The sequence below is a fragment of the Citrobacter sp. Cpo040 genome (assembly GCF_030332915.1).
Classification (GTDB): Bacteria; Pseudomonadota; Gammaproteobacteria; order Enterobacterales; family Enterobacteriaceae; genus Citrobacter; species Citrobacter portucalensis.
The window spans coordinates 106,144-118,769 of the sequence record NZ_JAOWGX010000037.1; the positions used below are offsets into that span (position 1 = coordinate 106,144).

Genomic DNA, 12,626 nt, shown 5'->3' on the forward strand with positions numbered 1-12,626 from the left:
ACGCCAGCCTTAGTTATTCATGAATGATTTTGCTGTCAGGCGGAGTCAACGGATCGCGTACTGGTTTAGTCACCCCTTTAACCAGCCCGGCTGAAAGCACGGCCAGGTTCATTACGCTTTGCAGGCCGTTTAATAACGATCGATTCTGTACGGTTTTCAGGGCAATAAATGCAAGTAAAGGCAGAAATGCAATGTCGAAAAGTTCGAGATTGAAGGTCACCGCCGCAATGAACAAAGCAATCAGGTAAACAGAAAAAATCGCTTCGTTCCTGACCATTTTTAACGCTTTGCCAAAATAAGGTTTTCCCCAGGCACAACGTAAAAGCTCGCCTGGGGCCTGATAGTATCCGCTTTTCCAGCGGTGTTTCAGCATCTGAAAGGTCGGCATAGTATGGGAAGTATGAATAAAATACGGAATATTCAGACGACGCAGTTTATAACCCGCATCGCGCAAACGCAGGCCCAGTTCGGCTTCTTCATAAGCATGCAAATTACGGTTGGTAAGATAACCAATTTTTTCAATTGCAGATCGGCGATATAACCCGCCACCACCTAAATGGTCACTATCCCCGAGCGGATAAATTTTATTAATACGCTGCTTACGCGATTTAAATTCATAGTTAACAGCATCGTCCATTTCAACCGTTCCCGCGACGCCTGCATATTCCGGCTCAGCCTGCAAAAATGCGACAGCTTGATCCACAAAGCCCTCTTCCAACTCCATGTCACCATCCATCAGTAGCAGATATTCCCCTTCACTATACAGATAACCTAACTGATGCCCGACGCCGCAGCAGCGATCGTCTGGGTCAGTTAAGGACACTACGGTCACGCCTTTATCGATCGCAAGCTGTTGGGTGTTATCCGTTGACAGACTATCTGCCACAATAATTTTGTGTGGATAATCAATAAGCTGATTACGGATACTGTCAATCGTCTTCTCAATACATTTAGATTCATTGAGTGTTTTAATACTCACTGAAATAAACGGTTTTTGGTCCATACCATTACCCTACGCAGCGAAGGACGGTTCGACGAATCACTAAACTTGATCCTAGTGATAAATAGAACAGGAATTGTAACATCGGTGTAATCATCAGTATCTGGCTATAAGGTAAGCTAATTAAGCAACCAATCGCAAAAGCGTTAAACGCCGGTGCAAAGCTCAACAACTGAAGATCCTGCTGGTCCAATTGCTCAAGCATCAGTAATGGCTTTGGCTGACAAACCTTCAGGATATAAATGAATAAGCTAATAAAGAGCAACGTGCCGATCACCCCCACTTCCCACAGCAGCATACTCAGGGAAGTCGAGTCGAGAATTAAGTTGTAGATAATATTCAAAAAGCCCGGCGACACCGTACTACCACTGTTAGTTGCATTGAGTCCGTAGCCAAATAACGTTCCTGAAAGCCCCCACAGATCGTTATTTTTCAACCAGAACAGGAACGTCGTAAAGCGCCCTAACTCACCGGTAGACATAATGTAGTTCGGATCAAAGATATAGCTTAAGGAGTCGATAAAAATGCTTAACGAGCTTTTCGACGGATCGCCGCCGAACGCCGTAGAATAATAGTATGCGAGGATCACAATCGACAGGCTAATAAGCAACAGCATTCCCGCCACAATTACCAACAACGTCTTCAGATTGACCTTACTAACGTCTTTGACGTAGCTCGGTGAAAGCCACACCCACGCCAGGAATATAGGCGATAGCAGGATGACAAACTTCACTTCACCAATGATGCATAACCCGATACCGAGAACAATATGCAGCGCCATGGACTTGAACGTGGTGAGCCCATGCTTATATTCGGAGACTTTTAACAACATAATTAACAGGCAAAACAAGCCCATTGCGGCAGTATTCCCGCCTCCCATTGGGTCACCGCCAAACGTGCCAACCACGGAGTCCCATTTCTCATCTTCGCCGCGCACCGCGACGCGCTGGGGAACGACCAGTAAAACCTGATAAATCATTACCGGAATCTGCGCGTAAAACACCCAATACAGATAGCGCGTTGCGCGGTAAATCTGTGATTCCCGGCAAAAGCCCAGCAGCAAACAGATCATCACCAGCGACAGCGCTATTTCGTTTTTGAATGCCACAATCGCTACGGTGATCCCGCCCTGAATCAGCGTCGATGCTCCAGCCAGCACCAGAAACGAAAAGTACAACGCCAGGACAATCGTCTCCTGGGCATCCAGATGTAAGGAGCCATCACGCGTCTGCATCACCAATAATCCCACCATCAATAAGGTGAGGAAAAAAGGTATCCACAGCACTGACTGCATGCCGGTAAAGTATTGCACCAGGCCACACAGGATCAGCGTGACAAAGGTATAAATCTGTAAATAGTATCCGGTATTCAGCGTCATAGTATCACCGGCTTGTCTTTCAGGAGATTGGCTCGCTTATTCATTTTTAGATAAATGAAGGCGTAGCGAATAAATGTCAGTGAAGAAAACAAGATGACCGACGTTGCATAATCTTTATAAAAATAGGGCGTCACAACAAAAGCGAAGAGTACAATCGCCAGCTGTTCCAGTTGGATGCGCAGAAAATAGCGATGGGAACCAAAAATAAGTTCTATCACCGTCAGAGGGCTTATCGCCAGCGCCGGGAATAAATAGGGCAACATGTAGCGTGATGTCTCAATGGAGTTTATCCAGTCTTCGCTAAAACCAAGGCGCATCACAATCGGGTAGAAAATAAACACGCCAAGAGTACAGATAACCCCCAGCACCAATAACAGCATCCGTACCCGGGTATATTCCTGATAATTAAAGGTGTTATTTCTAAAATCGATAGACCACTTGGAAAAAATAGTATTACGCACCGCATTCCCGATGATCACCACCGGAGCCAGGCAAAAGCGGCTAACCACGGAAAAATAACCCGCCGTCAGCGCCGAGAACCAAAAGTTAATCAGCATAATAGGCAAATTGCTGCTGGCCATCGCCAACACTTCCGCGCTGCCCACTTTGGTAATGTGATGAATATTCTGTTTGAAAAAATGCCAATTACTGGCGGGTCGCAGATGTCTGGCCGCCACCAAACGAATATCAAACGAATGCAAAATACAGCTTATGGTCAGCACCATCGTCACGCAGGCCCACGACCAATAAAATAGTTGTACATGGTGCGTAAGAAGGACGGAAAGTACAACGACCACAGAAACAGAAATGCGCTGGAAGATCAGAAAACGAAAGTTAGCCGTGCGTAGCGATAGGTTTTCCGAGATTAAAACCCACGCCGTTGCCAGCGTCAGTAAATAGAGGAACAGGATGTTCTGGTGAAACAGCCACGCGGTGAGTACGGCGTAAGGTAAGGCAATGATCGTGCTTTGTATTAGGCAAAACACGACATTCTGCACCAGTTCATCATCCTGCTGTTTAGGAATTAACAGCTGTGATGCAAAGGTACACACCTGAGCGCCCACCACGGCGATGCTGTAGTTGAGCGCATAAAGTCCCACTTCAGCCATATCGTACTTGTGTGAAATCAACCAAATAGACAGTGCACCAATCAACTGCGAGATGACTGATGAACCGGCTATCGTGGAAGCGCTCTTCAGTAGACTCATACGCGGCCTGGCGTTGCCATCAGTTGGTCGGTACTGAAGTTCAGTGAACGCAGACCCTCTTGCGTCTCAAGATCCTTTTCTTCAACTGCATTGAGCACCGCACCAATCACCACGCCGTTATTTTCCTCGATCTTATCCAGCGCGTTGGCGATTTGTCCCGCCGACCCCGCCCCGGCTTTCACAATGAAAACAACGCCATCGACGGCACGTTTGATCAGTTGAACATCCTGGCTCTGATTCACAGCAGCAACATCAATAATGATGCGCTGATAATGCGATTTCAACTCGCGCATTAAGAGTTCAACATGCTCCGACGACAGCATCAGTAAAGATGAGATGGTGTTCTTGCCGTGTGGAATAAAGTCGAGATTATCACTGAGTTTGATCCTCGCCTGTTCAAGCTCTGTCTCCCCGCGCAGCAGTTCCGCTAAGCCTGCGGATGTAGCTGAAGCCAGCTCGGATGTGAGCCCACCAGTGTTAAAGAAATCTGCATCAATAAGCAGTGTTTTCTGGTCGAAACTAAAAGAGTTCGCTAACAGATTCGCCAACAAAGAACGCCCATCGCCGTGCTCCGTCGACGCCACGGCGAGCGTCTGTAAAGGTCGATTATCCAGCATAATCCGGGTACGGATACCGTGCACAATATCGGCATTAAGCGGGTTCTTCATGATCATGTCCCGCACCTGTGCGCGCCCTGAGGTTCCGCTAAAACGACGAATTTCACCCAACGGAACAACATTGAGCCGTTTTTTCATGCGACTGAGGGTACCGATTGAGTTATCCATTGCCGCTTTGACAATGAAATACATGATGCTGAACACCACCACCAGCATGACCACCATCAGCAACAATAAAGATTTATTCGGTTTCGCCGGTTTTAACGCGGGTACCGCAGGGTCGTATAACACCGCATCGGCATTCACGCCGGACAGCGACAGCTCCTGAGTACGTTGATAAAGCGATTTATACAGGTCTTCCATTTTATCTAACGACAGCTTTTGACTGTTCCAGGCATCCCGTTTTGACGCCATTTTCTGGAAGATCTCTTTCTGCTCAATCACTTGCTGTTGATAGTTTTTTTCGTCCGCCAGCGCCGCCAGATATTGCTGACGTAAACCGACTTTCAGCTCGCCCAACACTCGTCCGGTCTGGCTTTGGATCGATTGAACATCGGCCTCGGCTTTTAAAATAGCGGGATTTTTTGGCCCATAGACTTTACGCTGTTCGGACAACGTTCGTTGCGCCTGAATCAACGCAATGCGCAAATCCTGGATCTGAGCGTGGTTAGAGACCGAAGGCAGCGAGATAACGCTCTCAAGGGACTTACCTCCCCCGTTCACCTCGTTATAGACGGATTCAGCGGCAACCCGACGCTGGGTCGCATCGGCCAGGCGATTAGTTACGATACTTAACTGCTCGGTTTCAAAACCATCGATACCGCGGAAGGTCAGCAGCCCGGCATTTTTCAGATAGCTGTCCATCTCGTCTTTTTGCTTAGCTATCGACTTCTGAATCTCTTCCATTTTTTCAAAATTCAGTTCGCGAGCTTTCTCCACCTTCAGACGTTTCTGCTCCACCGTGTAGTTGATGAAAGCCTGCGCGACGCCATTCGCAATGTCAGCCGCTACCTGTGGGGACGTTGATTCATAGGTAATAGACGCCAGGTTCGTCGTACGAATACCAATGACATTCAGATTTTTCGCCAGCGTTTTCAGCGCTTGCTCCATTCTCAGTTGCCGACTTTCATTGCTATCAACTCCCTGAGCACCGGCTTTTTCCCCGGTAAACTCCGGGTTTTCATCCAACTTCATATCACGTACGGCTTGCTCCAGCACAATACGTGAATGCATCAACGCATATTGTGTTTCGTAGTAACCACTTCGTGTTGAATCGAAACCATCAACCTGTGGAAACGGAGAAACGTTATCAGCCTGCGCCTTAATCAGCACCGTCGCCGTTGAAACATACTTTGAGGACATCATGCTGATTAACGGATACGCGACGACCCCGGCAACGATACCGGCCAGCGCGATTTTCCAGGCGTTCTTTTTCAGCTCTTTGGCAAAACGGGAGAATTCGACACTGCTTTCTCGTTTTTTGCCGTTTTCCACTATTGATAGTTTCATCGTCAGAAGAACCCCATGCCAATAATCACGACATCCCCAGGATGAACAGAGTGCGTTAAATCGACATTCTCAAGCAGCTGATTGCTCCCTGACAGGCGAATGTTGATATCTTTTCGGTCAGCACGATCTGTAAATCCACCCGCCTGCGCAATAGATTTCTCGACGGTAAGCCCTGGCTCATAAGCGAAGCCATTTGGACTTTTTACCTCACCTGAAACATAGTATTTGCGGAACTCAGCAATACTCACCGTCACCATTGGAGATGTAAAATAATCTCCGGTCAGGCGTTGAGTTAATTCTTTAGTCACTTGATCAACGGTTTTATCTTGTAATTTAAGAGCACCAACAAACGGGAAATTAATTTCCCCGCTCTTATCCAAAATAAACCGCATCGTCATATCGGGTTGACCATGAACAGCGATATTGACCGTATCCCCCGCCCCAAGTCGGTAATCCTGCTGAACAGTAGCAGGATCGTCCATTAATCGCGGGCTGGACGCTGTGCATCCGACCAACAGGATACTGAATAGCAAAACCGCGCACAGTTCTATTATTTTCATTTTAGATCTGAACCTTAGCTTTAAGCATAATCATAGAATTATCATAACCCAACGTTCTAATGACTTCCTGATTGTCGTTGGGACCGATATAAAACGAGTCAGTATCCTTATTCGAATTTAATGTATCTATCTGATATTTAATCTCAAAATTAACCGACGGTGTGTAGTCATAGCTCATGGTGACGCTAAACACGCCATCTTTATCATGTCGATCCTTGTTCTGTTTTTTATAGTCTTCCGAAGTGAATGAGTAGTCCAATAAAGTAGAAAAACGAGTGCCTAACCAGAAATGCTGGTAAGAAAGGCCATACTGGGTCACTAAAATATATCCCCCAACTTCCGATGGGTCTTTAATGCTTTGCGCAGAGTGGGCCGTGAAAACAGACTGTTGTAACGGCTTCCACTCCGCTTTTATGTCCCAGTTTAGACCATTAAAATCATGCGAGTTTGCGTTGTTTTCAAATGTTTTATACAACCATGAAATATTCATGTCGACATTGGTTTTCCCCGTCAACTGCGACTTCAGGCCATACAGTAAATAATACTCATTAGTGTCTTTTTCTGAGTTGTTATCATAGTGACGCTGGTTAGTAATAAAGCTATAGCGAAAGCGCGTTCTGGATGAGTATTGGTCAAAAACTTCCGCTATCAGGCTATTTTCATGCCATTCCTGTTCCTGAATATAATTGTAGAAGTCCTCACTGCTGTCCCGAACATCAGAAGTGTTACCGAAAGTCAGTTTTTTGTATAACAACGCCAGTTCCGCTTTGCCGCGACCATCAGGCGCACCGTAGCTGTAGCGTAATTCACTATTGATAAAATTCGTCGTCAGCGGAGATTTAATCCCATACTGCTCGAACTGACTAGGTAAAAAACCCTCGGTGATGTCACGACCGCGGGATTCATGCCCAAGCGAATCCTCCAGATTGAGGGTTAAGCCATGCTTGAGCCCATACCGCCAGGCACCGTTAAAACGGAAAAAATGATCGTTGTAGTTATCAGCAGAATCGCTTGAGTAGTTACGATAATCCCCAGAGTACATCAGCAAATACTTATCCTGACCACGCTCTCCAATCATACTCAGAACGGGCGCCGCACTCTGAAACGAGGAACCGATAGCATCGCTGCTATGTGGCTGATAAGACACGTTATCATTATAACCATAGTCCACAGCGACCTTGCCCTGGAAGTCTATCCCCGCAAAGCCAATGTGTGATTTCGGTGTTAAATCAGCCCATGCGGACTGCGATATCACGATTCCGGTGATAACGAGTAATTTAGTATGCATTCTTACCGACAAATCCTTTGAAAATAGTTTTAATAATAATTTTTATATCCAGCCATAACGACCAGTTTTGAATGTACTCAATATCGTACTGAACCCTTTTTTCCATCTTATAAAGCGCATCGATCTCCCCGCGGAACCCGTTGATCTGCGCAAGCCCAGTAATCCCTGGCTTAACTTTATGGCGAATCATGTAATTTTCGACCTGTTTTCGGTACTGCTCATTATGCGTAACCGCATGAGGCCTGGGACCGACAATCGACATACTTCCCTGCAAAACATTAATAAATTGCGGAAGTTCATCCAGCGAAGTGCGGCGCAAAAAGCTCCCGAATTTGGTTACCCGCGGATCGTTTTTAGTGGCCTGAATAACCGTATCGGAATTCTCCATGACGCGCATAGAACGAAATTTCCAGACCTTAATTTTTTGCCCACTCAAGCCATAGCGGTCCTGTTTGAAAAAAACCGGCCCACGGGACGTGAGTTTGATACCAATGGCAATCGCCAGCATCAGGGAGGAAATCATCACCATAATGATGCTGCCAAGAACCAAATCTTCCGCCCGCTTAATAAACGAGCCCGCCCCTTCGAACGGTGAACTGAAAATACCGATAGTTTGCAGATTGTGGATGGAGCGTAACTTGGACATGTTGTTACTGTAGGTATAAAAGTCAGGAACAATATAGGTATCTACGGTGGTGTCTGACATCATGGCCAAAAAGTGACGAATGCGATGTAAAGCAACCATCGGTAAAGCAATATAGATTTCGTCTATGTTTCCCTTCTTGGCTTCCTCGACCAGATTGATCACCGGACCACGAAAGGGGCTTTTAACCTTATCAACGACATCGCCACAGCGAGATAAGGCGCGCTCATCATAAAAGGCCAGATCTAATGTGATATTGGCGTATTCATTCATTAGCGCGGTTTCTGCGGCCAGACCATTGTCGGTCAGACCAATAATCGCCACACGGATACTCTTTTTCGTTGAATACTTAAAAATAAAAAAACGAATGTAGTAAAGAAAAGGTAATGGAATGAAGTACCAGTAAATAATGGCTGAATAAAAAGGGGAAGGCAGTCTGTCTAAGTAGCCCAGTGACTCAGGTTCAGCCACCGTCATACTGACCAGTTCGTTAAAAAAAATCGCCAGCAGCGTACAAAAAACCAAGCGCTTTTGATTACGTAAACCGATCGTCTTAATCTTTTGCTGGTACATTTTAATGTATTCAGCAAACAGCAAGAAAAAGATTGAGAAGAGAAGACTCAAAATGGCAATGGTGTTAAAGGGCACCAAACCCAGCAGATGGGCGCTAAAAATTAACGTCACATTGATAACAATGAAATCGACCAGTTTTAAAAAGACTGGATATCCTTGGCTGCTAATCTTTAGCGATTTTTTAAGCATATCTCAGCCCATTATTTATTGATCTTTAATTGTTTTTTTCTCATTTCATGTTGCTAATTATATCACAAGTCTAAAAAACGCAATGGTACATTGTCAGTAAATGTAAAAAATAATACTCATTACTGTGACAATACTCCCCAGTGAAATCGTATCTATATGATTTTAATGCAGATGATATCAATAGAAGTTTTATCTACCTCAGCAAAAAAGATAACCTTTAACAACATTTTCGCTATTGACAGATAACATCCCATGGTCTATGAAAAAGTGTTTTATGTATGATAAATTGCACAAAAGTATTGTTTCAGTGACGTTGAATCACCTTAGAGGTGCTGTTTAATACAGTAATTAAAATAAAAACAGCTGCCTTACGACAACATTTCAAATGATATTAATAATACAATTAATTACCTTTTATTATAATTAAACAACAAATATCATCATCATGAATACCTCATACGGTAACGCTTAAAAAGCGTACCCGAACCCTCAGCCCACCTAATGTCTCACTACTCGTTAGCTGAGGATGCGTGCGATGCAGACGAGCAATATCATTGACCAGCGCCAGGCCGATCCCGGCGCCTGGGACATTGCCTACGTTATCAAGACGATGAAACGGTAGCAGGGCCTGATGAACCATCTGCTCATCTATGCCCGGCCCGCTATCTTCGACCACCAGCACCACGGCCTCTCCTTCTCGTTGCAGCCGGGCAGTCACCATCCCCTGCGACGGCGTGTATTTCAGTGCGTTATCCAGCAGATTCCCACACAGTTCACCGAGCAGCACTTCATCTCCCTCGACCCACACCGCGTCCTGTTCCCCCTCATAGCCCAGATCGATCCCTTTACTACGCGACTGCGCCAGTCGGGTAAAACAGCTGGTTTGCACCACCTCATACAGATTAACCGGCGAGAAATGCCTTTCCCCCTGCTCCTTACGCTTCACCGCAGACAGCTGCAACAGCCTCTCCGTCAGTTGAATGGTATTATCGAGCGTGCTACTCATGGCTTGTAAACTCTCATACCATTGCCGCGGTTCGACGCTGGCGAGAGCCACCGATGCCTGAGTTTTCAGTACCGCCAACGGCGTTTTGAGCTGATGGGAAGCATCCGCGCTGAAGCGCTCCTGACGAGAGATCAGACCGCGAAGTCGGTCCAGATAACGGTTGAAAGCCACAATCAGCAGACGGGTTTCCGACCATGGCAGCAGCTCCGGCAGCGGCGTCAGTAGGCCTGGCTCACGACGCACCATCAGCGATGACAGCTGGCGCATCGGGCGTAGCACCCGGCGCAGCAGCCAGCCAACCAGCACCAGAGTCAGTAGCACCAGCAACCCTTGCGAAACCCACGAGGAAAACAGCAGCTGTCGCGCCAGATAACGCCGCGATTGCAGCGTTTCGGCAACATAAATCTCCGCCATGCCGACAATACCGCCTTCATTGACGGGCTGCAGAAGACGTGCCACGCGGATTGCCTCACCGCGATATTCGGTGTGATAAAACCATGCCAGCGCCGGGTAAAGACGCGTGCGCGAGGTGGCAGGCGGCATCGCCGGTAAATCGTCATAACCAGAGATAACCTTCCCCGCCGGATCAACCACTTTGTAATACAGTCGGTCGTTCATATTCAGTTCAAAGCTGTCCAGCACCACCCATGGCACGTTCACTTCCAGCTGTTTATTGCGCACCTCCAGCCGCTCGGAGACGGTCCTGGCGGATGAGAGTAGTGTCCGGTCATACGCCTGGGTCGCCGCCTGTAGCGCACTGACATAGCTGTTAAATGCCGACAGGCCCCACAGCAACATTAGCGGCAGGCCCAGAAACATCAGCAGTTGCAGGTACAACGATTGGGGTTTAACCCACTTCATCGCTACGCTCCAGCACATAGCCCAGACCACGCAGCGTAGCAATACGCACATCGCTTCCCTGTAGCTTTTTACGTAAGCGATGGATATACAGCTCAATGCTTTCGGGACTAACCTCATCACTCAGGCTGAAGACCTGCTCAAACAACTGCTGACGTGAAACCGGCCGCAACCGACGGTACATCAGCACCGTCAACAGCGCCTGTTCACGTGGCGTGAGCGCCAACGGCTGCCCCTGCAACAGAAAATAGCCTTCATCGTGAAACGCCAGCTCCCCCAGTTGCTGTATGCCTTGCACCTGTCCCGCACTGCGACGCAGCAAGGCCCGCAGTCGGGCATCCAGTTCCTCGATTTCAAACGGCTTTGCCAGATAATCATCGGCTCCGACGTTCAACCCTTTCACCCTATCGGCCACCGCGCTACGCGCCGTCAGCAGCAGGACAGGAAGCGTCTGCCCGCGCTTGCGCAGCCGCTGAACGACTTCCAGGCCATCCAGCCCCGGCATATTGATGTCCAGCACCGCCAGCGCATACGTTTCGCTATGTAAAAGATGGTCGGCTGCCAGGCCATCAAACACGCAGTCAACGGCAAAACCGTTTTGCACTAGCGCTTTCTCCAGCCAGTGAGCTAACTCACGGTTATCTTCCGCTAATAAGAGACGCATATCACATCCTGTAAAGTTTCTGCCGCATTGAAAGGGAATTGAAAGGTTAATGTTTTAACAATCACGCAACCGAACTGCTACACATCGGCTCACATAATCACAAAAATCTTCTTCCGTACCTGAAAATCCGGTTTTCCGGTGTGAGGATAAACAATGAAAAAACAGTTATTTCGTACCCTTACTGCAAGCATTTTATTGATGAGTACCTCTGTACTGGCGGAACAAGCGCCGTCGCGCACTGAATGTATCGCTCCTGCTAAACCCGGCGGCGGTTTCGATCTCACCTGTAAGCTGATTCAGGTGAGTTTGATGGAAACCGGCGCTATCGAAAAACCGATGCGCGTAACCTACATGCCCGGCGGCGTTGGCGCTGTGGCCTATAACGCGATTGTTGCCCAACGCCCGGCTGAAGCAGGCACCGTGGTGGCCTTCTCCGGCGGCTCCTTGCTGAATCTGTCACAGGGCAAGTTTGGTCGCTACGGCGTGGATGATGTCCGCTGGCTGGCCAGTGTGGGTACCGACTACGGCATGATTGCCGTACGTCAGGACGCGCCATGGAAGACGCTGAAAGATCTGCTGACAGCAATGGAAAAAGATCCCAACAGCGTGGTCATTGGCGCAGGTGCCTCTATCGGTAGCCAGGACTGGATGAAGTCGGCGCTGCTGGCGCAAAAAGCCAATGTCGATCCGCACAAGATGCGCTACGTGGCCTTTGAAGGCGGTGGCGAACCGGTTACCGCATTGATGGGAAATCACGTACAGGTGGTTTCCGGCGATCTCAGTGAGATGGTGCCTTACCTCAGCGGCGACAAAATACGCGTGCTCGCGGTGTTCTCTGAAGAACGCCTGCCGGGTCAGTTAGCCAATGTGCCAACCGCCAAAGAGCAGGGTTACGACCTGGTGTGGCCGATCATTCGTGGCTTCTACGTTGGACCAAAAGTCAGCGATGCCGAATACCAGTGGTGGGTTGATGCCTTTAACAAACTCCAGCAGACCGATGAGTTTAAAAAGCAGCGCGATCTACGCGGTCTGTTTGAGTTCAACATGAGCGGCAAACAGCTCGACGACTACGTGAAAAAGCAGGTCACGGATTATCGTGAGCAGGCTAAAGCCTTCGGTCTGGCGAAGTAAAC

At 47.9% G+C, this 12,626-nt stretch carries 10 protein-coding genes; 1 reads left to right on the plus strand and 9 read right to left on the minus strand.

Annotated features, from left to right (window positions below):
* Nucleotides 1–13: 13 nt before the first annotated feature.
* The 9 genes from OGX86_RS19050 to tctD form a co-directional block, all read right to left on the minus strand.
* A complete protein-coding gene (locus OGX86_RS19050; RefSeq protein ID WP_048215716.1) occupies nt 14–1,003 on the minus strand; it encodes a glycosyltransferase family 2 protein in 990 nt (329 codons plus the stop codon).
* 4 nt (nt 1,004–1,007) lie between these two features.
* Nucleotides 1,008–2,378: a hypothetical protein gene (locus OGX86_RS19055; RefSeq protein ID WP_048225201.1), complete on the minus strand. Its 1,371-nt coding sequence runs from the start codon at nt 2,376–2,378 to the stop codon at nt 1,008–1,010.
* Nucleotides 2,375–3,586, minus strand: a complete 1,212-nt coding sequence (locus tag OGX86_RS19060) for a lipopolysaccharide biosynthesis protein (RefSeq protein ID WP_286640409.1) — start codon at nt 3,584–3,586, stop codon at nt 2,375–2,377. Before OGX86_RS19060 ends, OGX86_RS19055 begins: the two co-directional genes overlap by 4 nt.
* Nucleotides 3,583–5,712, minus strand: a complete 2,130-nt coding sequence (locus tag OGX86_RS19065; protein WP_168978955.1) for a GumC family protein — start codon at nt 5,710–5,712, stop codon at nt 3,583–3,585. Before OGX86_RS19065 ends, OGX86_RS19060 begins: the two co-directional genes overlap by 4 nt.
* A 2-nt stretch (nt 5,713–5,714) precedes the next feature.
* Entirely contained in the window at nt 5,715–6,272 is a 558-nt protein-coding gene (locus tag OGX86_RS19070) for a polysaccharide biosynthesis/export family protein (RefSeq protein ID WP_003826038.1), read from the minus strand.
* A gap of 1 nt (nt 6,273) precedes the next feature.
* Nucleotides 6,274–7,560 carry an outer membrane beta-barrel protein gene (locus tag OGX86_RS19075; protein WP_267448844.1) on the minus strand — a complete coding sequence of 429 codons (1,287 nt, stop codon included), beginning with the start codon at nt 7,558–7,560 and terminating at the stop codon, nt 6,274–6,276.
* Complete coding sequence (locus OGX86_RS19080; protein ID WP_008785590.1) at nt 7,550–8,965, minus strand: undecaprenyl-phosphate glucose phosphotransferase; 1,416 nt, start codon at nt 8,963–8,965, stop codon at nt 7,550–7,552. Before OGX86_RS19080 ends, OGX86_RS19075 begins: the two co-directional genes overlap by 11 nt.
* Before the next feature lie 454 nt (nt 8,966–9,419).
* Nucleotides 9,420–10,832 (minus strand): sensor histidine kinase, encoded by a 1,413-nt coding sequence (locus tag OGX86_RS19085; RefSeq protein WP_286640412.1) that lies wholly within the window; start codon nt 10,830–10,832, stop codon nt 9,420–9,422.
* Complete coding sequence (gene tctD, locus OGX86_RS19090) at nt 10,819–11,493, minus strand: transcriptional regulator TctD (protein WP_003826032.1); 675 nt, start codon at nt 11,491–11,493, stop codon at nt 10,819–10,821. Before tctD ends, OGX86_RS19085 begins: the two co-directional genes overlap by 14 nt.
* Before the next feature lie 153 nt (nt 11,494–11,646).
* On the opposite strand from tctD, the gene OGX86_RS19095 reads away from it, so the two are divergent.
* The gene (locus tag OGX86_RS19095; protein ID WP_048225211.1) at nt 11,647–12,624 is read left to right on the plus strand and encodes a Bug family tripartite tricarboxylate transporter substrate binding protein; all 978 of its coding nucleotides are present in this window, start codon (nt 11,647–11,649) and stop codon (nt 12,622–12,624) included.
* Nucleotides 12,625–12,626: the final 2 nt, after the last annotated feature.

What these genes read in the sequence shown, in the direction of transcription:
- OGX86_RS19050 (WP_048215716.1), bottom strand. Translation starts at nt 1,003, where the DNA reads ATGGACCAAAAACCGTTTATTTCAGTGAGTATTAAAACACTCAATGAA.
- OGX86_RS19055 (WP_048225201.1), bottom strand. Translation starts at nt 2,378, where the DNA reads ATGACGCTGAATACCGGATACTATTTACAGATTTATACCTTTGTCACG.
- OGX86_RS19060 (WP_286640409.1), bottom strand. Translation starts at nt 3,586, where the DNA reads ATGAGTCTACTGAAGAGCGCTTCCACGATAGCCGGTTCATCAGTCATC.
- OGX86_RS19065 (WP_168978955.1), bottom strand. Translation starts at nt 5,712, where the DNA reads ATGAAACTATCAATAGTGGAAAACGGCAAAAAACGAGAAAGCAGTGTC.
- OGX86_RS19070 (WP_003826038.1), bottom strand. Translation starts at nt 6,272, where the DNA reads ATGAAAATAATAGAACTGTGCGCGGTTTTGCTATTCAGTATCCTGTTG.
- OGX86_RS19075 (WP_267448844.1), bottom strand. Translation starts at nt 7,560, where the DNA reads ATGCATACTAAATTACTCGTTATCACCGGAATCGTGATATCGCAGTCC.
- OGX86_RS19080 (WP_008785590.1), bottom strand. Translation starts at nt 8,965, where the DNA reads ATGCTTAAAAAATCGCTAAAGATTAGCAGCCAAGGATATCCAGTCTTT.
- OGX86_RS19085 (WP_286640412.1), bottom strand. Translation starts at nt 10,832, where the DNA reads ATGAAGTGGGTTAAACCCCAATCGTTGTACCTGCAACTGCTGATGTTT.
- tctD (WP_003826032.1), bottom strand. Translation starts at nt 11,493, where the DNA reads ATGCGTCTCTTATTAGCGGAAGATAACCGTGAGTTAGCTCACTGGCTG.
- OGX86_RS19095 (WP_048225211.1), top strand. Translation starts at nt 11,647, where the DNA reads ATGAAAAAACAGTTATTTCGTACCCTTACTGCAAGCATTTTATTGATG.